Below are 21,605 nucleotides of genomic sequence, written 5' to 3'. Positions count from 1 at the left end.
AAAAATGGAGCGATGGATGATGGAAAGCCATGTTCTGGATTTCGCCGTGATCGGTGGCGGCATGGCCGGTGCCTCCGTGGCCTGGCGGCTGGCCGGTGCGGGCGCCTCGGTGCTGGTGCTGGAACGCGAGCCGCAGCCCGGATACCACGCCACGGGCCGCTCGGCCGCCATGTTCATGGAAAGCTACGGCACCGCGCAGATACGCGCGCTGACACGCGCCAGCCGCGCCTTCTACAGCGCGCCGCCCGAAGGTTTTTGCGAGCACGCGCTGCTGCAGCCCCGCAGCGTGCTCTACATAGGAACGGCCGGCCAGGAACCCCAGCTGGACGAGGCCCTGGCCATGTACCGCCGCGACGGCCTGCGCGCCGAGCGCATCGACGCGCGCCAGGCCTGCGCCCTGGTGCCCTGCCTGCAGGAGAGCCTGCTCGTGGGCGCCGTGCATGACCTGGACGCCATGGACATCGACGTGGCCGAACTGCACCAGGGCTTTCTGCGCGGCATGGCGCGTGCCGGTGCGCGGCTGCGCTGCGGCGCCGAACTGTCGGGCGCCGAGCGTGAGGTGGATGGTGATGGCCAGGGCCTGTGGACCCTGGTGCTGCAGGACGGGTCGCAGGTCCGCGCCCGCGCCGTGGTCAATGCCGCAGGCGCCTGGGCCGATGCCGTGGCCCGGCTGTGCGGCGCGCGGCCGCTGGGCATCGAGCCCCGGCGCCGCTCGGCCTTCACCTTTGCCGCACCCGAGGGCGAGGACATCCACGGCTGGCCTGCCGTGATCGGCGTGGACGAGAGCTTCTACTTCAAGCCCGATGCAGGCCAGCTGCTGGGCTCGCCCGCCAATGCCGATCCCGTGCCGCCGCACGACGTGGTGGCCGAGGAGCTGGACGTGGCCATGGGCATAGACCGCATCGAGACACTGACCCGCCTGCGCATACGCCGGCCGCGCCATGTCTGGGCCGGGCTGCGCAGCTTTGCGCCCGACGACGACTTCGTGATCGGCTGGGATGCGCAGCGCGAGGGATTTTTCTGGCTGGCCGGGCAGGGCGGCTACGGCATACAGACGGCAGCCGGCGCCTCGGCCGCCGCGGCCGCGCTGCTGATGCGCGAGCCGCTGCCCGCCGAGCTGCTGGCGCAGGGCGTCGATGCCCTGCGGCTGAGTCCGGCGCGCTTCGCGGCCTGACCCGTCATCCCTTTTTCACCTTTTCAGCCCCCGCAACACACAACAATCCAAGGAGACAGGCATGGGTGCATTCAAGGAAGTGAGCAGGATTGCCGGCGCCTTCGTCGGCGTCATCGTCGGGGCGGGCTTCGCCTCGGGGCAGGAGATATTGCAGTTCTTCGCGGGCTTTGGCGCCATCGGCCTGGCGGGCTGCCTGGTGGCGGCCCTGGCCTTCGTCTTCCTGTCCATGGCGTTCTCCACCATGGGCCAGCGCCTGCAGGCCGGCTCGCACAAGGAAGTGGTGCAGGCCCTGCTGGGCCGGCATGTGGGCATGGTGTTCGATGTGCTGATCACCTTCTTCCTGTTTGCCATCACGGTGGTCATGCTGGCGGGCGCGGGTTCGCTGCTGCACCAGTGGCTGGGCCTGCCCGAGGTCTGGGGCAGCGTGCTGGCCACCGTCGCCACGGTGCTCATCGTCTGCCTGGACGTGGGCCGGGTGATCGCCTTCATCGGCGCCGTCACGCCGCTGCTGGTGTTCATGACCGTGGTGGTCGCCGGCTACGTGCTGCTGACGCCCCACGGCGACATGGCCGCGCTGGAGGCCGCCGCCGCCTCCCAGCCCCGGGGCGCCGGCCACTGGCTGGTGGCGGCGCTGCTCTATGTCTCCTACAACGTGGTGGCGGGCATGCCCTTCCTGGTGATCATGGGCGGGCAGGCCAGCTCGCGCCGCGTGGCGCTGTGGGGCGGCGTGGCGGGCGGGCTGCTGCTGGGCCTGCTGATGCTGATGATCGCGGCCGCGATGTACTGGCGCATGGACACGCTGGGCGGCCTGTCCATGCCCATGCTGTCGCTGGCCACGCAGATCTCGCCCTGGCTGGGGCACCTGATGTCGCTGGTCATCTTCGGCATGATCCTCAACACGGCCGTGGGCATGCTCTATGCCTTCGTGGCCCGCATCCTGCCGGCCGGCACGCCGCGTTTTCGCTGGGGCACGGGCGTGGCGGGCGTGCTGGCCCTGGGCGGCAGCTTCGCGGGCTTCATCACGCTGGTGGGCATGGTCTACCCGGTCTATGGCTACATCGGCTTCGCCCTCATGGCCTGCGCGCTGGTGGGCTGGCTGCGCATGGGCCGCAGGCAGGCGCCCGGGGCCGGCCTGCGCGGCGCCTGACGGCCGGGCCTGACCCTAGAATCGGGCGGTCGCCAGCCCCGATCGCCCGCTTCATGCCCAGCCCCCGCACCAGATCCAGCCCCAGGTCCAGCCCCAGGTCCAGCCCCAGGTCCAGCCCCAGGTCCAGCCCCAGGTCCAGCCCTCTCCCCACGCCAGACCAGGTCCTCGCCGCCGTGCTGCCGGGCGCCCGCACGGCCGCCGCCATGCCTGCGGGCAAGCACGAAGTGGGCGCCAAGCTGCGCAAGGCGCGCAAGGAGCGCGGCCTGACGCTGCAGCAGGTGGCCGAAAGCAGCGGGCTGGCCGTGTCCACCATCTCCAAGGCCGAGCGCGGCCAGATCGCGCTGAGTTACGAGAAGGTGCTCATGCTGGGCAACGCGCTGGACATCGACATGACACGGCTGTTCATGGTCGGGGACGCCCAGCAGGCGGCCGGCGACACGCCCACCGTGGTCAAGGACTGCTTCGAGGACGTGCAGCGCTACGAGACCGACCAGTACCTCTACAGCGTGCTGTGCGGCGCCTTCCCGGGCAAGAAGATGCAGCCCCTGGTGGCCGTGATCAATGCGCGCGAGGCTGGCGAATTCTCCGAAACCATCCGCCATGCGGGCCAGGAGTTCGTGATGGTGCTCTCGGGCCGGGTGCGCATCCTGTTCGAGAACGGCGAATCGGTGGAGCTGGGCCGCCACGAGGCCGCATATTTCGACAGCGGCGTGGGCCATGTGTATGTGAGCCTGAGCCGCCAGCCGGCTCAAGTCGTCTCTGTCTGCACCTGAAATGGTTAGCACCCCCTGAGCGGCTGCGCCGCTTCCCCCGTTGCACGGCGCCCTCTCTCGCTACGCGGGAGGGGGCGTCCGGGCAACCGGCGACACCCTCGGTGCGGGGCGGCGCGGCCGGCATAGGCCCTTCCTCGGTGTCTCTGGCGTGGGGGTGCGCTAGTTTCATAGGTCGCGCCTCTTGTTTGGGGCGCAGACAGTTTTTCTGGGGGAATCCTCGTGCCCGGCACGGCCGCCCCGGAGTTCCTACAATCGCTGCCCATGAGCCTGCCCCAGTACACCCGCGCCAAAGAGCTTCCCGCCATTCTTGCCAAGCGCCTCGTCATTCTTGACGGCGCCATGGGCACCATGATCCAGCGCTTCAAGCTGGGCGAAGCCCAGTACCGGGGCCAGGGCTACACGGGCCCCGGCAGCGTGGGCGACCGCTTCAAGGACTTCCCGCATGACGTCAAGGGCAACAACGAGTTGCTGTCGCTCACCCGCCCCGACGTGATCCGCGACATCCACGACAAGTACCTGGCCGCCGGCGCCGACCTGATCGAGACCAATACCTTCGGCGCGACCACCATTGCGCAGGACGACTACCACATGGCCGATCTGGCGCGCGAGATGAATCTCAAGAGCGCCCAGCTGGCCCGCGCGGCCTGCGACAAGTACAGCACGCCCGGCCATCCGCGCTACGTGGCCGGCGCCCTGGGCCCCACGCCCAAGACGGCCAGCATCAGCCCCGACGTGAACGATCCGGGGGCGCGCAACGTGAATTTCGAGCAGCTGCGTCAGGCCTACCTGGAGCAGACGCTGGCGCTGATCGAGGGCGGCTCCGACGTCATCCTGGTCGAGACCATCTTCGACACGCTCAACGCCAAGGCCGCGCTGTTCGCGGTGGACGAGGCCTTCGAGCAAAGCGGCGAATGCCTGCCCATCATGATCAGCGGCACGGTGACCGATGCCTCGGGCCGCATCCTGTCCGGGCAGACGGTGACGGCCTTCTGGCACAGCGTGCGCCATGCCAACCCGCTGTCCATCGGCCTGAACTGCGCGCTGGGCGCGGCGCTGATGCGCCCCTACGTCCAGGAACTGAACAAGGCCGCGCCCGAGACCTTCATCAGCTGCTACCCCAACGCCGGCCTGCCCAATCCCATGAGCGACACGGGCTTTGACGAGACGCCCGAGGTCACCAGCCGCCTGGTGCACGAATTCGCGTCCGAGGGCCTGGTCAACATCGTGGGCGGCTGCTGCGGCACCACGCCGGACCACATCGGCGCCATCGCCAAGGCCGTGGGCAGCACGCCCACGCGCCGCCTGTTCTACCCGGAATCGGCCTGATGGCCCGGGCGGAGCCTCTGACATGAGTTCGCCGCTGCCGCCCGTCCCGTCCCCAGCCGCAGGGCTGCCGCTGCCAGTGGCGGCGCCAGTCTCCGGCCCGGCCGCTGGCGCGCCGGTGGCGCCGGATTCACCCGCGTCATCCGCCTCACCCTCCATTCCCGTCACGCCGCCAGCGGCCACGGCCGTGCGCTGGTCGCCCGAGATGCTGCAAAGCCTGCGCCTGCAGGCCTTCGAGCAATTGGTGGCCCAGCTGGCGCGCCAGGTCCAGTCCAGCCCTGGCGCGCCCGCGCCGCAGTGGCCGGCCAGCGGCGTGTCCGAGGCGCTGGGCCGGCTGCTGGAGGCCTTGCTGGCCCAGGTAGGTACCCAGCAGGGCCAGGCCCTGCAGTTGCTCGCGGCCCAGCCCGGATCGGCCGCGTTGCTGCAGGCGCTGGCCGCCGGCACGACAGCTGGTGCAGCGGCGGCCGGAGGGCAAGCGCAGCCATCCCAGAGTCCGCAGACAGCGGCATCAGCCTCTGTCCAGGCCGGCGCTGCGCCGCAGGCGGCGTCTTCCTCGTCTGCACTGCAGGCCGCAGCCTCCCTGCAGCCCTCTGCTGCCGCAGTGATGCTGGCCGTGGCAGCGGCCAAGGCCAAGGTGGTGGATGCGCTGCTCGCCGGATCGGGGCTGGCGCCGCAGGCCGGTGCCAGCGCGCCTGGAGGTGTTGCAAGCGGTGCTACCCAGACCCTGCCCGCACTGCAAAGCTGGTGGGTACAGCAGGGCACGCTGCTGACGCCCCAGGGCGAGCGCGGCTTCACGCTGAGCCTGCAGGTGCCCCAGGCTTGGGCGCAGGCGCAGGGCGCGGCCATGGCGCTGGCGGCCGCATCGGCTTCCGCGCCGGGTGCGGCCCCTTTCACGGCGGCTGCGGCCCTGCCTGCGGGCGCTGCGCTGCCCTTGGCGGGCGCGCAGGCCACGGAGCCGGGCCTGCGTCTGCCGCTGGATGCCTCGCTGCAATCGCTGGCCTCGGGGCCGGTGGCCGTGGTGGTGCAGCCGCGTGGCGCCGATGCGCTGCGCACCAGCGCCCTGCTGCTGCTGGAGCTGCAGCCGCTGCGCCAGCCGGGCGGCGCCATGGCGTCGCCGGCCGGCCTGGCCTCGGTGGCTTCGCTGTCGCCTGCGCTTGCGCAGGAGGTGCAGCAGATGCTGCAGCAGCGCAACGATCCTTGGCTGCACATGGCGGCGGCCCAGGCCTCGGGTGCCTTGCCACGCGAGCGCCGCGCCTTCGAGCACCAGTCGCATTTCTGCACCACCGAAGGCTGCCAGTACGAGGGCCGCGCGCCCTGCGCCCAGCCTTTTTGCAGCGAGATGAACCGTCTCTGGGACGTGTCGCGCACCGAGCGCAGCCGCTGACGACCTGGCCCCGGCCCGGGGCCGCCACGCTACGAAACTGACCGGGCCTGACGGTGGCGTGGTCATCGCCGGCCCCAGCTTTCATAATGCCGGCTGTCGTTCGCCATCTGCGCGGATGACGTCTTTGGCCGGGATGTGCAATGAATGTGCAGCGATCATGCTGCGATCTGCATCCTGGCTGCCTCCAAGTCGCTGCAAGCCACCAGCCCGCCGCGCACCTTCCAGCCACCTCTGTCGTGGCAACCCCCGTCGCCGTTTGCGCATGCCCCCGGGCCGCGCCGGTGTTGTGCCATCTTTCATTTCCAGGAACCCGTTCAGGATGCGTTGTACCTCCCGCTTGACCCTTGCTTCTCTCGCCGTTGCGGCTGCCCTGCCGGTGGCTGCCCAGTCATCTGCCACAGGCTCCAACGTCACCATCAGCGGTTATCTCGACGCTGGCGTGTTCCGGGATTTCGACAAGACCAGCAAGCTGGGCACGATTCAGCGCAGCAACCTGGCGATTGCCGGTTTCGAGGACCTGGGCGGTGGCCTGAAGGCCACCTTCCGGCTGAGCACGCGCTTCGACCTGGACACGGGCCTGACCGAGGACTATCCGAAGAAGCCCTTCTGGCATGACGAGTCCACCGTGGGCCTGCAGGGCAGCTGGGGCCATCTGCGCCTGGGCCGCGCGCTCAGCGCCATGTGGAGCCAGGAGTGGCAGTTCGACCCATGGGGCAACTTCAACCGCATCGCCTCGCCGGCCTGGCACATGGCCCACTACCTGACGCCGACCGACCGCGCCAGCAACAACGGCTCGCCCGAGTACGGCCGCATGTCCAACGGCGTGTTCTACGACTCGCCCAAGTTCGGCGGATTTTCGCTGCACCTGAGCGCCTCGCCCGAGCGCACCGAGGCGCCGGGCCGCCAGGGCCGTGCGCGTTCGGTGTCGGTCAACTACGACCAGGGCGCGGTGGCGGCCATGCTGGCGCACGAGCGCAACGGCAGCGGCGACACCGACCTGTACATGGGCGGCAAGTACCGCATCGGCACGGCAGCGGTGATGCTGGCCTATGACCGCAGCAAGTCGGGCACGCCCGGCACGGGGCCCGACAAGTCGCGCATGGTCTCGCTGGGCGCCACCTACGGCATCGGGGCGACCACGCTCAAGGCCAGCTATGCACGCCAGCGCCTGGACCGCGATACCAACAACATGCTGTCGCTGGGCGCCGAGTACGCGCTGTCCAAGCGCACCATGCTCTACACCAGCCTGGGACACCAGCGCTACGAGAACCAGAGCTCGCGCACCGCTTTCGGCGTGGGCATGGCCCATTCCTTCTGATCAATGCGCTTCCCAGCGGCCTGACTGGGCAGCGCTGGTGATCCTGGCCAGGCCTGGAGCCGGCATGGGCTGAGGGGTTGCGGGCAGGGCGGTGAGTTCCAGGCCTTGCTCCAGCTTGAAGACGCTCACGGCCTGCTGCAGGCCATAGGCCTGCTCCTGCAGGGACTGGGCGGCGGCGGCGGCTTCCTCGACCAGGGCGGCGTTTTGCTGGGTGACCTGGTCCATCTGCGAGATGGCCTGGTTGATCTGCTCCAGGCCCGCCGTCTGCTCGACGCTGGCGGCCGTGATCTCTCCCATGATGTCGGTCACGTTGCGCACGCTGCTGACGATGTTCTGCATGGTCTGCCCGGCCTGCGCCACCAGGGCCGATCCGGTGCTGACCTTGCCATTGGAGTCCTCGATGAGGAGCTTGATCTCCTTGGCCGCATCGGCGCAGCGCCGCGCCAGGGCGCGCACTTCGGCTGCAACGACGGCAAAGCCCCGGCCCTGCTCGCCGGCACGCGCGGCTTCCACGGCCGCGTTGAGCGCGAGGATGTTGGTCTGAAAGGCGATGGCGTCGATCACGCCGATGATGTCGGCGATCTTGCGCGAGGAGGCATGGATGGCGCCCATGGTGTCCACCACCTGGGAGACCACCTCGCCGCCTTGCTGGGCGACGGCCGAGGCCGAGGCCGCCAGCTGGTTGGCCTGGCGCGCGTTGTCGGTGTTCTGACGCACCGTGACGGTGAGCTGCTCCATGGAGGCAGCGGTTTCTTCCAGCGAGCTGGCCTGGTGCTCGGTGCGCACCGAAAGATCGTTGTTGCCCGAGGCGATCTGGCTGGAGGCCGTGGCGATCGAGTCCGTGCCACTGCGCACCTGCCGGACGATGTGGATGAGGCTCTGGTCCATGCGGTGCAGTGCGTGCAGCAGCTGGCCTGTTTCGTCGGTGGTGGTGGCCTGGATGCGGCGCGTCAGGTCGCCTTCGGCCACGGCCTGGGCCACGCCCAGGGCCTCGTTCAGCGGACGCGCCACGATGCGCGCCAGCGTGAGCGCCAGGGCCAGCCCCAGCAAAATGCTGGCTCCCAGCAGGCCGACCACCCAGATGCGTGCGCTGCGGTAGAGGGCATTGGCATGGTCGTTGGCCTGTTGTCCGCCTTCGTGGTCGATCTGCACCATGCGGTCGATCTGGTCATACAGGCGTCGGCTCAGCTCCAGCGATTCGCCCTGGGCCAGCACCAGGGCTTCGTCCTTGCGGCCATTGCGCGCCAGGGCCATGACCATGGCGTGCTCCTTGGCGTACTCGTTGCGCAGCCGGCCCAGTTCGTCGTAGGCGGCCTTCTCCGGCGCGGAGCTGATGAAGCTGGCGTAGTTGTCGTAGCTGGTCTGGGTCTTCTTCCACAGCTCGCCCATGATCCTGTCGAAGGCACCGATGTCCTGCTCGCTGGTGGATATCAGGTACTGCAGCTCGTTGACGCGGTAGCGGGCCGTGGTGGCGCGGATGTCGAGCAACATGCGTGATGAAGGCATCCAGCGCGTCGCGATATCGATGGACGCCTGGTTGATCCGGCTGAGCTGCAGCACGGCATAGAGGCCCACGAAGGTGGTCAGCGCCAGGACGGCCACGAAGGCCAGCAGCAGCTTGGAGGAGATCTTGAGATTGCGAAAGGCTTGCATGGCGAAGTCCTGTAGGCGTGTCCCTTGAGCGGCAAGGGGGAAAAAGGCGTGCAGCAGGGCGCACCTTGCCTGCCGTGCAGAGCAAGGTGGAACGGGTATCAGCGAAAGAGAAAACGAGGGCCGCAGTGCCCGCTCAGGGTGGGAACCAGCCCGAGGTCCGGCAGATGCGGCCCTTGATGCGGGGCCTCATGGCGCAGGCCCTGTCCGTGCGCCTGCGCTGCGGCGGGCGCTTCGCGGGCATGCCGCAGCAGCGGGGAAGATGCAGAGGATTGCGAACCATCCGCCTGCACCGTTTGGCACGCGGATACCCGCTGCAGCCAGGCGTTCGGCGGCTGCTGCCGCGCGCTGGGGGCGGGCATTGCGGGTAGTTGTCCTAGGGACTTCGGACAGGGAAAAAGTGGCTATCTGCATCTGTGGTGGGGATTATTTCCGCACCGTCTGAGGATGAGGATGCCCGCCATCTGATTTTGGATAGGACGTGTCCTAAAAGCCGTTTGCAGGCCCGCAGCCAAGCCATCCGCGTCTGCGGATGGCCGGTTTCAAGGCATCGGAAACTTCAGCGCATCAAGGCGACGGGCGTCTGTCGCCAGTCGCTCAGACCACGCCCTTGCCGCGCAGGGCCTGCAGCTGCTGCGCATCCAGGCCCAGGCGCTCGCGCAGCACTTCGTCCGTGTGCTGGCCCAGGGCGGGCGGTGCATGGCGCAGCGTGGTGGGCGTGTCCGACAGGCGCAGCGGGCTGGCCGTGGTCACCACGCGGTTGATGGTCTCGCCCGCAGGCGGCGTGGCGCCCGGATAGCGCTCCTGCTCCACGCGCAGGCCGCGCGCGCGCACCTGCGCATCGTCGAAGGCCTGGCCGATGTGGTTGATGGGGCCGCAGGGCACGGCCTTGTCCTCCAGCAGCACGATCCACTCGGCCGTGGGCCGGCCGCGCGTGAGTTCGGCCATCAGCGGGATCAGCGCGTCGCGGTGGATGACGCGGCCGGCATTGGTGGCAAAGCGCTCGTCGCGCGCCCAGTCCACGCCGGCCGCCCCGCAAAAGCGCGCGAACTGGCCGTCGTTGCCGATGGCCAGCAGCATGCGGCCGTCGGCCGTGGGGAAGTCCTGGTAGGGCACGACGCTGGGGTGGGTGTTGCCCTGGCGGCCCGGCACATGGCCGGTGTTCAGGAAGCCCGCGCCCTGGTTGGCCAGCACGGCCATGGCCACGTCCAGCAAGGCCATGTCGATGTGCTGGCCCCGCCCTGTGTGGTGGCGCGCCTCCACGGCGCCCAGGATGGCGGTGGTCGCATACATGCCTGTGAACAGGTCGATCACGGCCACGCCCACGCGCAGCGGGCCGCCGCCGGGCTCGCTGTCGGCGCGGCCCGTGATGCTCATGAGGCCGCTCATGGCCTGCACCAGCAGGTCGTAGCCGGCGCGCGGCGCATAGGGCCCGGTCTGGCCGAAGCCCGTGACCGAGCAGTAGATCAGGCGCGGGTTCAGCGCGCTCAGCGAGGCGTAGTCCAGGCCGTAGCGCTTGAGGCCTCCGGTCTTGAAGTTCTCCACCACCACATCGCTTTGCATGGCCAGCTCGCGGATCAGCTGCTGGCCCTCGGCCGTGGCCATGTCCACGGTGACCGATCGCTTGTTGCGGTTGCAGGCCGCGAAGTACACGGCGTTGTCCGAGGGATTGCCTTGCGCATCGGGAAAGAAGGGCGGGCCCCAGTGGCGCGTGTCGTCGCCCTCGCCGGGCTTTTCGATCTTGATCACGTCGGCCCCCATGTCGGCCAGGTTCTGGGTGCACCAGGGGCCGGCCAGCACGCGCGAGAGGTCGAGCACGCGCAGATGGCCCAGCGCTCCTGCGGTCTGGGTGGCCGTGTTGTGGATGGGGCTGGGGGAGGGGGTTTCTGTGTGGTTCATGGGCTGAGGCGGCTATCCCGGGCAGATGAGCCCATGCTACGGCGCGCGGGCCTGCTGCGGCTTCGCATTTGTGAAAGCGCGCGTTCGCGCACGGGCCGGCACTGCGGTTTGTACTGACGCGCGCGGCTCAGTGCCGCAGCCTGCAGCTTTCTACAATGCCGGATGGCCATGCATTTCGATCTTGTGGATCTGCGCCTTATGGTGCACATCGCCGACGCCAACAGCATGACGCGTGGCGCGGAACTTTCCTTCATCTCCCTGCCGGCGGCCAGCACCCGCATCAAGAACCTGGAGGAGAGCATCGGCACCAAGCTGCTGTACCGCACCAGCCAGGGCGTGACGCTGACGCCGCCGGGCCAGGCCTTCGTCACCCATGCGCGCATGGTGCTGGGCCAGATCGAGCACCTGCGCGGCGACATGCAGGAGTACGTGCGTGGCATCAAGGGCCATGTGCGGGTGTTTGCCAACACCACCTCGCTGGGCGAGTTCCTGCCGCCCGTGCTGCGCCACTACCTGCGCCGCAATCCCGACGTGAACATCGACCTGCGCGAGCGCCTGTCGCATGACATCGTGCGTGCCGTGACCGAGGGGCAGACCGACATCGGCATCGTCGCCGGCCTGGTGCGCACCGAGAACCTGGAGACCCTGCCCTACCGCCGCGACCGCCTGGTGCTGGTGGTGCCGCGCGGCCATGCGCTCGATGGCGAGATGCAGATGGCCTTTGCCGACACACTGGACCTGGACCATGTGGGCCTGCACGAATCCAGTGCCATCCACGCCTTCCTGCGCCAGGCCAGCGACCAGCTGCACCGGCCCATCAAGCAGCGCATCCAGGTGGGCAACTTCGAGACGGCCTGCCGCATGATCGAGTCCGGCGTGGGCGTGGGCGTGCTGCCCGAGTCGGCCGCCAGCCGCCATGCGCATTCCATGGACATCGCCATCGTGCCGCTGTCCGATGCCTGGTCGGTGCGCGAGATGCAGATCTGCGTGCGCAGCCTGGAGGCCCTGCCGTCCTTCGCCCAGGAGCTGGTGGAGCTGCTGGTGGCCGACGCACAGGGCCGGCTCACGCTGGAGTAGCTTGGACTCAACTATTCAGTGCTTGCGCACGGCCTACGCAACTGGCGTGTTCCAAGCGCGAGACGCCGAGCAAGGGCCGCCCCGCAGCGAGGGCGTCGTCCCCCTCCCGCGAAGCGAGAGAGGGGGAAGCGGCGTAGCCGCTCAGGGGGTGTTCATACCGTCGGTGCCAGCCAGTACTTGAAAGTGCCGGTGGCCGTGGCCACCAGCTTTCCGTCTTCATCGAGCAACTGCGCCGCGCAGCTGCACAGGCTGCGGCTGGCGTGCACCACCCAGCCTTCGGCCAGCAGCGCGCCCTTGCCCGGACGGTGGAAGCGGCTGCTCATCTCCACCGTCACGGCGGTCTGCGATGGCGCACCGGGCAGCTCGCCCGCGGCGCGCGACATCACGGAGTCCAGCAGCGTCATGAGCACGCCGCCGTGCGCGGCGGGCAGCTGGTTGAGCAGTTCCTCGCGCATGTGGGGCAGGCGCACATGGACCTTGCCGGGCGGCGCGGGCACCTGCGAGGCGCCGATCAGCCGCATGAAGGCATTGCGGTCGGGGGCCGGTGCGCTCATGCGGCTCATGCGGCGCGCGCCTCGCGCACCATGTTGCGCGCGATGATGACCTGCTGGATCTGGGTCGTGCCTTCGTACAGGCGGAACAGCCGCACGTCGCGGTAGAAGCGCTCGATGCCGAACTCGGCCAGGTAGCCCGAGCCGCCCAGGATCTGCACGGCCCGGTCGGCCACGCGGCCCACCATCTCGGTGGCGAACATCTTGCAGCACGAGGCCTCGGTGGAGACGTTGCGGCCCTCGTCGCGGCGGCGCGCGGCGTCGATCACCATGCACTCGGCCGCATACAGCTCGGCCTGGCTGTCGGCCAGCATGGCCTGCACCAGCTGGAACTCGCAGATGGGCTGGCCGAACTGCTTGCGCTCCAGCGCATAGTTCAGCGCGTCGCGCAGGATGCGCTGCGCCACGCCCACGCTCACGGCCGCGATGTGGATGCGGCCCTTGTCCAGCACCTTCATGGCAGTCTTGAAGCCCTGGCCTTCCTTCAGGCCGATGAGGTTGGCCGCCGGCACGCGAACGTTGTCGAAGAACACGTCGCAGGTGTGCGCGCCCTTCTGGCCCATCTTCACGTCGTTCTTGCCGAAGCTGATGCCCGGCGACTTCGCATCGACGATGAAGGCCGAGACGCCGCCCGCGCCCTTGTTGGCCGGGTCGGTGCGCGCCATCAGCGTGAACATGCCCGCATGCGGCGCATTGGTGATGAAGCGCTTGTTGCCGTTGACCACGTAGTGGTCCCCATCCCTGATGGCGGTGGTGCGCAGCGAGGCCGCGTCCGAGCCCGCCTCGGGCTCGGTCAGCGCGAACGAGGCCATGATCTCGCCCGTGGCCAGCTTGGGCAGCCAGGCCGCCTGCTGCTCGGGCGTGCCGTCGATGAGAATGCCCTGCGAGCCTATGCCCACGGTCGTGCCGATCACCGAGCGGAAGGCCGGCGCGGTCTGGCACAGCTCGAAGAGCACGCGCACCTCTTCCTCCATGGTCAGCTCCAGTCCGCCGAACTGCTCGGGGATGGTCATGCCGAACAGGCCCAGGTTGCGCATCTCCTGCACGATGGACTCGGGAATCTCGTCGGTCTCGGCCACTTCGTTCTCGGCGGGCACCAGGCGCTCGCGCACAAAGCGGCGCACGCTGTCCAGCAGGGCTTCGAGGGTTTCTTGGTCGCGGATCATTGCGGTGTGCTTCCTGTGCGGTTCAGAGGGTTTCGGCGGTTCCCAGCACCGCCGTGGATTGGCTGGACAGCGTGCCGCCATTGCCATGGACCACGGCCGTGCGGTGGCGTCCCAGCTGGCGCTGGCCGGCCTCGCCGCGCAGCTGGCGCACGGCCTCGATCAGCGCAAAGATGCCGTACATGCCCGGGTGCACGCAGGACAGGCCGCCGCCGTTGGTGTTGACGGCCAGCCGCCCGCCGGGCGCGATACCGCCCTTGGACACGAAGGCGCCGCCCTCGCCCTTGGCGCAAAAGCCCAGGTCCTCCAGGAACAGCAGGGTGTTGATGGTGAAGGCGTCGTAGACCTGGGCCATGTCCATGTCGGCAACGGTGAGCCCCGCCATGGCAAAGGCCTGGGCGCCCGACTGCGCGGCGGCCGTGGTGGTGAGGTCGGGCATGCAGGAGATCTGGCGGTTCCAGATGGCCGTGGCATTGCCCAGCACGTAGACGGGGGGGCGCGGCAGGTCGCGGGCGCGGTCGCCGCGTACCAGCACGATGGCGCCCGCGCCGTCCGTCACCAGGCAGCAGTCGCGCACGCTCAAGGGGCTGGCGATGGGGCGGGCCGAGAGCACGTCCTCGATGGTCAGCGGGTCGCGCATGAAGGCTTCGGGGTTGAGCTGGGCCCAGGCACGCGCGGCCACGGCCACCTCGGCCAGTTGCTCGCGCGTGGTGCCGAACTCGTGCATGTGGCGCGCGGCCGCCAGCGCATAGGCGGTCACGGGCAGCACGGGCTCGTAGGGGAACTCGTAGGGCTGCGGGTCCAGGAAACGCCGCGCCGCCTGGCCTTCCTTGCGGCCGAAGGTGGCCGAGCGCTGGGCGCTGCCGTAACACACCAGCACGGCCTTGCACTGGCCTGCCTCCAGCGCGCGGATGGCGGGCAGCAGGTGGGCGATGAAGCTGCTGCCGCCGATCATCGTGCCGTCCACATAGGTCGGGTTGATGCCCAGGTGCTCGATCACCGGCATGGTCCACATGCTGGCGTTGACGCTGCAGGTGGCCAGGCCGTCGATGTCCTGCATGGTCAGGCCCGCATCGGCCACGGCCGCATGGGCGGCGCGCACCAGCAGGGTCATGTCGTCCATGCCGGGTGCCTCGCCGCAGCCATAGGTGGCGGCGCCGGCAATGGCCACGCGCCCGCGCAGCGGGCGGTTCACGGCGGCGGCGTCCAGGGTGGATTGGGGGATGCGGGTGTTCATGCTGCACCTCCCTGCGATCCCTGTGCCGCCTGTCCGAGCGCGGGCTGGAACAGCACCAGGCCGCGTCCGTCCTTGCTCGCCACATGGGCGCTCACGCGCTGGCCTATGCGCACGTCGGCCGGCGCAATGCCTTCGACGCGGCCCATCATGCGCACGCCTTCGTCCAGGTCGATCAGGGCCACGTTGTAGTCGCCACCGGCATCGCTCTTGCGCGCGACGGTGCTGGTGGAGTAGACCGTGCCCTGGCCGCTGGCGCGCACCCAGCGCAGCGGGCTGGCGCCGCAGTGCGGGCACAGCTCGCGCGGGGTGAAGACATGGCGCGTGCATTGCGGGCACTGCTGTATGCAGAAGCGGCCGGCATCGAGTTCGGCCTGGTAGTGGGTCTGTGCGCTCAGGTGCATGGGCGGTGTCTCCGTTCTCGGTGTTCTTGGCGCTGCACCCGGCACGCGGGCGCAGCGGCTGTCCGCCAGCATGCCCGCATCGCGGGGCCGCTTCAATTCGCCAATCTGGAAGGGTGGCTTCACCAGTGCCGGCGCCCGGCTGTCAACCCAGGGTTGCTGCCTAGGCGGGCCGGCGGGCACGGCTGCTATGGTGTTTATGCATTCCCGGCCTTTTCTTCATACCCGCCCTGCGCCGCCTGCCGGCGCACCGAGGGCGCGCCGCTGCTTTGGCACAGCGTGGTGCCACAGGAAGGCCGGCAATGGCGCGCCGCACCCCGGCCCGTTCTCCGCTGTCGATCCCCACCCACCCAGGAGGTTTTTGCACATGACGGATACGCTGATCAAGGTGGACCTGAACCGCCCGCCCACCGACAACGAAAGAGTCCACAACCGCTGGCACCCGGACATTCCCATGGCCTGCTGGGTCCAGCCCGGCGACGACTTCATCCTGGAGACCTACGACTGGACCGGCGGCTTCATCAAGAACAACGACAGCGCCGACGATGTGCGCGACATCGACCTGACCACGGTGCACTACCTGTCCGGCCCCGTGGGTGTGAAGGGCGCCCAGCCAGGCGACCTGCTGGTGGTGGACCTGCTGGACATCGGTGCCAAGCCCGACAGCCTCTGGGGCTTCAACGGCTTTTTCTCCAAAAACAATGGCGGCGGCTTCCTGACCGACCATTTCCCCTCGGCCCAGAAATCGATCTGGGACTTCAAGGGCATGTTCACCAGCTCCCGCCATATCCCGGGCGTGAACTTCCCCGGCCTCATCCATCCCGGCCTCATCGGCTGCCTGCCCGACCGGCCCATGCTGGAGATGTGGAACGAGCGCGAGCGCGCCCTGATCGCCACCGACCCCGAGCGCGTGCCCGGCCTGGCCAACCCGCCGTCGGCCGGCACGGCCCACATGGGCCAGATGCGCGGCGAGGCCCGCGACAAGGCCGCCGCCGAAGGCGCACGCACCGTGCCGCCACGCGAGCACGGCGGCAACTGCGACATCAAGGACCTCTCGCGCGGCGCCAAGGTGTTCTTCCCCGTCTATGTGGACGGCGCCGGCCTGAGCGTGGGCGACCTGCACTTCAGCCAGGGCGATGGCGAGATCACCTTCTGCGGCGCCATCGAGATGGCCGGCTGGGTGCACATGAAGGTCAGCCTCATCAAGGGCGGTATGGCCAAGTACGGCATCAAGAACCCCATCTTCAAGCCCAGCCCCATCACGCCGCGCTATGACGACTACCTGATCTTCGAGGGCATCTCGGTGGACGAGAGCGGCAGGCAGCACTACCTGGATGTCAACGTGGCCTACCGCCAGGCCTGCCTGAACGCCATCGAATACCTGAAGAAATTCGGCTACAGCGGCGCCCAGGCGTATTCCATCCTGGGCACGGCGCCCGTGCAGGGCCATATCAGCGGTGTGGTGGACGTGCCCAACTCCTGCGCCACGCTGTGGCTGCCCACGGGCATCTTCGACTTCGACATCAACCCCAACGCGGCGGGGCCGGTCGTCCAGTTCGACGGCAGCATCGACATGCCCCTGTCCCCCGACCTGCGCTGACGCCAAGGAGTCCGCCCATGCCCACCTACGACTATGACTGCGTGCAATGCGGCGGCTTCGAGGCCCTGCGGCCGCTGCGCCTGCGCGACGAGCCCGTGGCCTGCCCCGGCTGCGGCACGGCTGCTGCGCGCGTGCTGGCCGCCGCGCCCCGGCTGGCGCTGATGGCCGACGGCACGCGCCGCGCCATGGACACCAACGAGCGCGCGCGCCACGAGCCCGCCAGCTCGCGCGACTATGACCATGGCTATGCGCGCTTCAAGCACCCGGCAGGCTGCGGCTGCTGCGGATCGGGGCGGCGCAGCGCCACGGTGACGGCGCCCAACGGCGCAAAGTCCGCGCCCTCGCGGCGGCCCTGGATGATCAGCCACTAGGCTGCATCGGAGTGGACCGCTTCCCAGGGTTTCCACCGCTTGGGAGCCCTGGAAGCGCGCCTTCCACATTCGCGAAACACGGCGCAGGCCGGCTTGCCCAGAATGGGCCGCGCGGCAAGCCGCCGCCCGTTGCCCGGAGTTTCGCCATGCCCCCGTCTTCCTTCCCATCCTCTTGCCCGTCTTCCTTTTCGTCGCAGCGCCGCCGCCTGCTGTCCGCCGGTGGCGCGCTGGCTGCCAGCAGCCTGTTTCCCGCAGCCCGGGTGGCCCATGCGGCCGATGCCTGGCCCACGCGGCCCGTGCGCTTCATCGTGCCCTTTCCGCCCGGCGGTCCCGTGGACACCACGGCGCGCGCCTTCACCCAGAAGCTGGGCGAGATCTGGCAGCAGCCCAACCTGGTGGACAACCGCGCGGGCGCCGGCGGCATGGTGGGTGCGGCCCTTGCGGCCAAGGAGCCTGCCGACGGCTACACGCTGTTCGTGGGCTCCATCCACCATGCGGTGAACCCGGCGCTGCAGCCGAAGATGACCTACGACATAGAGCGCGACTTCGCGCCCGTGAGCTTTGCTGCCATGTTCCCGGTCTTCCTGGTGGCCCATCCCTCGGTGCCCGCCAGCAATGTGCGCGAGCTGATCGCGCTGGCCAAGTCCGGCAACGGCCTGAGCTTCGGCTCCTCGGGCAATGGCGGCGGCACGCACCTGGCCGGCGAGCTGTTCAACATGCATGCAGGCATCAAGCTGCAGCACATTCCCTACAAGGGCAGCGCGCCGGCCATGAACGACCTGCTGGGCGGTCAGGTGCAGCTGATGTTTGCCGATGCGCCCAGCGCGCTGCAGCACATCAAGTCCGGCCGCATCAAGGTGCTGGGCGTGGCCAGCCGCCAGCGTTCGGCCATGCTGCCCGAGGTGCCCACCATTGCCGAGTCGGGCCTGCCCGAGTACGAGGCCTATTCCTGGGCCGCGCTGTTTGCGCCGGCCCGCACGCCGCCCGCCGTGCTGGCGCGCATCAACGCCGACTTCAACACCGCGCTGCGCGATGCCGCCGTGCGCCAGCGCCTGCTGACGGCGGGCGCCGAGGCCGACCCCGGCACCCAGCAGCAGATGCGCGAGCGCCTGAGCAGCGAGCTGCGCAAATGGGCCCAGGTGGTCAAGGTGGCCGGCATCCAGGCGGACTGAGCGCGGCGGCGGGCCGGAGTCGGGGCAAACCCGGCTTCGCAGCGCTGCAACCCCGCCTTTCGCAATCGCGCATAGGCGGGCCGCTATGGCCTGCTTAGGCTTGCCTTCGGTATCCAGAAAAACAACCCCGAGACAAGGAGACGGATATGCGGAAAGGCTTGATGCGAGGCGGCTTGACCAAGGCGCGCGCTGCCGGCTGCGCGCTGGGCGCCGGCATGCTGTGGACGGCGGCGCCGCAGGCCCATCGAGGACTTCTTCGCCCAGAACGGCAGGGTGCGCGGGGACGGCCGCATGGTGCACGACATGTACCTGGTGCAGATCAAGAAGCCCGAGGAATCCAGATACCCCTGGGACTACTACAAGGTGCTCTCCACCATTCCCGGTGACGAGGCCTTCCGCCCGCTGTCCAAGAGCAGCTGCAAGCTGGTGAAGACATCATGAAGACACGCGCCGCCGTACTCACGAGAACGGGCGCAGCCGCGCCCTATCTGGCACCTGGTGGCAGAGGAGCGCACGCTCAAGGGCTGCTACATGGGCAGCTGCGTGCCGCGCCGCGACATCGACCGCTACCTGGCCCTGCATGCGGCCGGCAGGCTGCCGGTGGACCGCCTGGTCACCGGCCACCTGACGCTGGACCAGATCAACGAGGGCTTCGACCGCCTGGCGCGTGGCGAGGCCATACGCCAGATCATCCGCATGGAGGCCTGAGGTCAGGCTGATAGCGAGGACCGGGGCTGCTGCTGCGGCTGTGTCCAAGCCAAGCACGGCGGTCAGGTGCCGTCGGGCAGCAGCTGGTTTTCCCAGCCGGTCAGCCGCTCGATGGCCCGGGCCACCTGCAGGAGGCGGGCCTCGTCGAAGTAGCGTCCCACCACCTGCACGGCCAGCGGCAGGCCTTGCGGCGACAGGCCCACCGGCACGCTGATGGCCGGGTGCCCGGTCACGTTGAAGGCATGGGTCTGCACCGGCCAGTGGCGGAAATGCGGCATGGGATCGAAGCGCGGCGCCGTATCCAGGGTGATGGCGGTCAGCAGCACGTCGCAGCGGTCCAGGGCCGCGTCCACGCGGGCCGCCAGCATGCGGCGCACGCGCAGGGCGTTCAGGTAGTCCTCCGAGGACACGGTGGCGCCCAGCAGCAGCCGCGCCGCCGTGAGCTCGCCATAGTCCAGCGGGCGCGAGCGCAGGTCCTGCGCATGGATGGTGAACATCTCGGCACTGAGGATGACGCGGCCGGCCGCCAGGAACTGCTGGCTGTGGGGCAGGCTCACGTGGATGGGGCGGGCGCCGGCCTCGGCCAGCAGCGCGGCCGTGCGATCGAAGGCCGAAAGGAACGTGGGCGACGCCTGGGGCGACGACTGGAAGTGGTCCTGCGGCACGCCGATGGTCAGGCCCTTCACGCCCTGCTCAAGCCCCGTGCAGTAGTCGTCCACGGGTTCGGTGGAGCTGGCCGGGTCCAGCGGGTCGTGCCCGGCCAGCACCTGCAGCGCAATGGCCGCATCCTCCACGCTGCGCGACAGCGGGCCGCAGTGGTCCAGCGTCCAGGCCAGCGGAAACACGCCGTGCTTGGAGACGCGGCCGTAGGTGGGTTTCAGCCCCACGGCGCCGCACCAGGCGGCCGGTATGAGGATGGAGCCGCCCGTGCAGGTGCCCAGGGCCAGCCGCGTGAAGCCTGCCGCAATGGCGGCGCCCGAGCCCGACGACGATCCGCCCGGGATATGGGCCAGGTCCCAGGGATTGCGGGCCGCGGGAAACGGCAGGTCGGGGCTGGGCGCGCCGATGGCGAACTCGTGCGTGGCCAGCTTGCCCAGGATGATGGCACCGGCATCGCGCAGGCGCCGCACCGGCGTGCAGTCTTCCTCGGGCACATAGTCCAGGCTCAGCCAGGACTGGCAGGTGGTCGGCAGGCCGGCCACGTCGTAGACGTCCTTGATGGCCACGGGAATGCCATGGAGTAGCGGCAGGTCGGCGCTTTCGGCGCGCGCCATGTCTGCGCTGCGCGCAGCCTCCATGGCACCGCTGGCATCGAGATTGGTGAAGGCATGGATGTCGATGTCCATGGCGCGGATGCGTCCCAGCGCCGCCCGGGTCAGCATCTCTGAGGTGGTCTTGCCGGCGCGCAGCGCGCTGGCCATCTGCCGTATGGAAAGTTCAGGACTGCCGCGCATGGTTGCTCTGACGGGAAATGGTGGTGTGGATGTGCGAGGGACCCGCCTCATGCGCCAGTTCGTTGACGAGGCCGCGGTGCTCCATCAGCAACTGGTGCTCCGCCAGGATGGGTCCCAGCCGCTCGAAGGGGATGTCGATGCCGTGCTTTTTCAGCGCATTGAGCAATTCGTGCAGCGCATTGACATCGGGCCCTGCCAGTTTCTGCGGCGAAGGGGGTATTTCAGATTTTCGCGATGCCGGCATCACTGACCACCTTTCTCCATTTTCTGGCGTCGTCGGATACGAATGCCTTGGTGCCGCCCACGGATTTCCAAAGGGGAATGCTGCCAAGCTCCATGAATTTGCGCTGCACCTTTTCATCGGCCAGGATATTTTTCATCTGTGCATTGATGGCGTTCACTATCGCGGCCGGCGTGCCCTTGGGTGCCATGAGCACATTCCATGCGGTCTCGTTGAAATTGCCGAGCCGGGCCGGGCTTTGCTCGCTGAGCGTCTGCCAGTCGGGCATGAGGGGCGAGCGCTCGCGCGTGGCCACGCCCACGCGATTGACCTTGCCCTGGTTCACATACTGCTTGGCCGTGATCAGCAGGTCGAAGGCGATATCGACCTGGCCGCTGACCAGGTCGGCCATCATGGGCGCGGCGCCCTGGTAGGGGATGTGCAGCATGCGTATGTCGGCGGCCAGGCTCAGGGCCTCGGCCGCCATGTGGCCCGCGCTGCCATAGCCCGGCGTGGCATAGGTCAGCTTGACGGGGCTGCGCCGCGCCAGCTCGATCAGCTCCTGCACCGACGACAGCTGCAGGCCCGGGCGTGTGATGAGCACCAGGGGACTGTCGTTGATGGTGGAGATGGCTTCCAGGTCGCTGGCCACGTCATACCCGGCCTGCGTGTACAGCGCGCCCGAGATGGTCTGGGCCGTGGTGCAGATCAGCAGCGTATATCCATCGGGACTGGCCTTGGAGACCTGGCGCGCGCCGATGTTGCCCGAGGCGCCAGGGCGGTTTTCCACCACCACGTTGACGCGCAGGCGTTGTGCAAGCTCCTTGGCGATGATGCGCCCCACGACATCAGTGCCACCGCCTGCCGGGAAAGGTACAACCAGCGTGATCTGCCGGTCTGGCCAGGCCGCATGAACCAGGCTGGCAGCGACCAGGAAAATACCTCCGAGAAACAGGCTGAGGATTCTTTTCATGGGCTTGATTCAT

Annotated in this window: 20 protein-coding genes and 1 pseudogene; 12 read left to right on the top strand and 9 right to left on the bottom strand. The window is 68.9% G+C overall.

Annotated features, from left to right (window positions below; all coding sequences use genetic code 11):
* Window positions 1-19: 19 nt before the first annotated feature.
* The 6 genes from ACUTR7_RS21775 (at window position 20) to ACUTR7_RS21750 (ending at window position 7,119) form a co-directional block, all read left to right on the top strand.
* Window positions 20-1,174, top strand: a complete 1,155-nt coding sequence (locus ACUTR7_RS21775) for an NAD(P)/FAD-dependent oxidoreductase (RefSeq protein WP_445609807.1) — start codon at window positions 20-22, stop codon at window positions 1,172-1,174.
* A 61-nt stretch (window positions 1,175-1,235) separates the two neighbouring features.
* Entirely contained in the window at window positions 1,236-2,321 is a 1,086-nt protein-coding gene (locus ACUTR7_RS21770) for a YkvI family membrane protein (RefSeq protein ID WP_012202106.1), read from the top strand.
* A 173-nt stretch (window positions 2,322-2,494) separates the two neighbouring features.
* Window positions 2,495-3,094 carry a helix-turn-helix domain-containing protein gene (locus ACUTR7_RS21765; protein WP_034397646.1) on the top strand — a complete coding sequence of 200 codons (600 nt, stop codon included), beginning with the start codon at window positions 2,495-2,497 and terminating at the stop codon, window positions 3,092-3,094.
* Between the two features lie 261 nt (window positions 3,095-3,355).
* Entirely contained in the window at window positions 3,356-4,420 is a 1,065-nt protein-coding gene (locus tag ACUTR7_RS21760; RefSeq protein WP_043823294.1) for a homocysteine S-methyltransferase family protein, read from the top strand.
* Between the two features lie 22 nt (window positions 4,421-4,442).
* Entirely contained in the window at window positions 4,443-5,801 is a 1,359-nt protein-coding gene (locus tag ACUTR7_RS21755) for a Fe-S oxidoreductase (RefSeq protein WP_445609806.1), read from the top strand.
* Window positions 5,802-6,120: 319 nt separating this feature from the next.
* Complete coding sequence (locus ACUTR7_RS21750) at window positions 6,121-7,119, top strand: porin (RefSeq protein WP_012202110.1); 999 nt, start codon at window positions 6,121-6,123, stop codon at window positions 7,117-7,119.
* Here ACUTR7_RS21750 and ACUTR7_RS21745 read toward each other — a convergent pair whose 3' ends face one another.
* Both ACUTR7_RS21745 and ACUTR7_RS21740 read right to left on the bottom strand, forming a co-directional pair.
* Window positions 7,120-8,772: a methyl-accepting chemotaxis protein gene (locus ACUTR7_RS21745; protein WP_013800064.1), complete on the bottom strand. Its 1,653-nt coding sequence runs from the start codon at window positions 8,770-8,772 to the stop codon at window positions 7,120-7,122.
* Between the two features lie 594 nt (window positions 8,773-9,366).
* On the bottom strand, window positions 9,367-10,668 hold the full coding sequence (locus tag ACUTR7_RS21740; RefSeq protein WP_445609805.1) for a CaiB/BaiF CoA transferase family protein: 1,302 nt from the start codon (window positions 10,666-10,668) through the stop codon (window positions 9,367-9,369).
* Window positions 10,669-10,830: 162 nt separating this feature from the next.
* Here ACUTR7_RS21740 and ACUTR7_RS21735 point away from each other — a divergent pair, with 162 nt between their 5' ends.
* A complete protein-coding gene (locus ACUTR7_RS21735; RefSeq protein WP_012202113.1) occupies window positions 10,831-11,745 on the top strand; it encodes a LysR family transcriptional regulator in 915 nt (304 codons plus the stop codon).
* A gap of 152 nt (window positions 11,746-11,897) precedes the next feature.
* On the opposite strand, the gene ACUTR7_RS21730 is transcribed toward ACUTR7_RS21735, so the two are convergent.
* Genes ACUTR7_RS21730 through ACUTR7_RS21715 form a run of 4 tightly spaced genes read right to left on the bottom strand, consistent with a single transcriptional unit; the run spans window position 11,898 to window position 15,097 of the window.
* Window positions 11,898-12,299 (bottom strand): PaaI family thioesterase, encoded by a 402-nt coding sequence (locus ACUTR7_RS21730; RefSeq protein ID WP_043795651.1) that lies wholly within the window; start codon window positions 12,297-12,299, stop codon window positions 11,898-11,900.
* A gap of 5 nt (window positions 12,300-12,304) precedes the next feature.
* Window positions 12,305-13,462, bottom strand: a complete 1,158-nt coding sequence (locus tag ACUTR7_RS21725) for an acyl-CoA dehydrogenase family protein (RefSeq protein ID WP_013800068.1) — start codon at window positions 13,460-13,462, stop codon at window positions 12,305-12,307.
* 22 nt (window positions 13,463-13,484) lie between these two features.
* Window positions 13,485-14,696, bottom strand: coding sequence for a thiolase (locus ACUTR7_RS21720; RefSeq protein ID WP_445609804.1), 1,212 nt, complete (start codon window positions 14,694-14,696; stop codon window positions 13,485-13,487).
* The gene (locus tag ACUTR7_RS21715; RefSeq protein ID WP_016452202.1) at window positions 14,693-15,097 is read right to left on the bottom strand and encodes a Zn-ribbon domain-containing OB-fold protein; all 405 of its coding nucleotides are present in this window, start codon (window positions 15,095-15,097) and stop codon (window positions 14,693-14,695) included. The genes ACUTR7_RS21720 and ACUTR7_RS21715 overlap by 4 nt, the downstream gene beginning before the upstream one ends.
* Before the next feature lie 364 nt (window positions 15,098-15,461).
* Between ACUTR7_RS21715 and fmdA the strand changes: the two genes are divergently transcribed.
* The 5 genes and pseudogenes from fmdA to ACUTR7_RS21690 all read left to right on the top strand — a co-directional run bounded on the left by fmdA (window position 15,462) and on the right by ACUTR7_RS21690 (window position 18,945).
* Window positions 15,462-16,694: a formamidase gene (gene fmdA / locus ACUTR7_RS21710; RefSeq protein WP_013800071.1), complete on the top strand. Its 1,233-nt coding sequence runs from the start codon at window positions 15,462-15,464 to the stop codon at window positions 16,692-16,694.
* 17 nt (window positions 16,695-16,711) lie between these two features.
* Complete coding sequence (locus ACUTR7_RS21705) at window positions 16,712-17,065, top strand: zinc ribbon domain-containing protein (RefSeq protein ID WP_445609803.1); 354 nt, start codon at window positions 16,712-16,714, stop codon at window positions 17,063-17,065.
* Between the two features lie 146 nt (window positions 17,066-17,211).
* The gene (locus tag ACUTR7_RS21700) at window positions 17,212-18,237 is read left to right on the top strand and encodes a tripartite tricarboxylate transporter substrate binding protein (RefSeq protein ID WP_013800073.1); all 1,026 of its coding nucleotides are present in this window, start codon (window positions 17,212-17,214) and stop codon (window positions 18,235-18,237) included.
* Between the two features lie 231 nt (window positions 18,238-18,468).
* Window positions 18,469-18,678, top strand: a pseudogene (locus ACUTR7_RS21695) (ABC transporter substrate-binding protein); the annotation flags it as partial.
* Window positions 18,679-18,735: 57 nt separating this feature from the next.
* The gene (locus tag ACUTR7_RS21690) at window positions 18,736-18,945 is read left to right on the top strand and encodes a hypothetical protein (protein WP_063327789.1); all 210 of its coding nucleotides are present in this window, start codon (window positions 18,736-18,738) and stop codon (window positions 18,943-18,945) included.
* Window positions 18,946-19,007: 62 nt separating this feature from the next.
* On the opposite strand, the gene ACUTR7_RS21685 is transcribed toward ACUTR7_RS21690, so the two are convergent.
* Genes ACUTR7_RS21685 through ACUTR7_RS21675 form a run of 3 tightly spaced genes read right to left on the bottom strand, consistent with a single transcriptional unit; the run spans window position 19,008 to window position 21,592 of the window.
* Window positions 19,008-20,399, bottom strand: coding sequence for an amidase (locus ACUTR7_RS21685; protein WP_445609802.1), 1,392 nt, complete (start codon window positions 20,397-20,399; stop codon window positions 19,008-19,010).
* Complete coding sequence (locus tag ACUTR7_RS21680) at window positions 20,383-20,643, bottom strand: hypothetical protein (protein ID WP_013800077.1); 261 nt, start codon at window positions 20,641-20,643, stop codon at window positions 20,383-20,385. Before ACUTR7_RS21680 ends, ACUTR7_RS21685 begins: the two co-directional genes overlap by 17 nt.
* Window positions 20,621-21,592: a tripartite tricarboxylate transporter substrate binding protein gene (locus ACUTR7_RS21675; RefSeq protein WP_445609801.1), complete on the bottom strand. Its 972-nt coding sequence runs from the start codon at window positions 21,590-21,592 to the stop codon at window positions 20,621-20,623. The genes ACUTR7_RS21680 and ACUTR7_RS21675 overlap by 23 nt, the downstream gene beginning before the upstream one ends.
* Window positions 21,593-21,605: the final 13 nt, after the last annotated feature.

This window comes from Delftia sp. NA_296.1, assembly GCF_052692095.1.
This window is presented reverse-complemented; position numbering and strand designations above follow the sequence as displayed.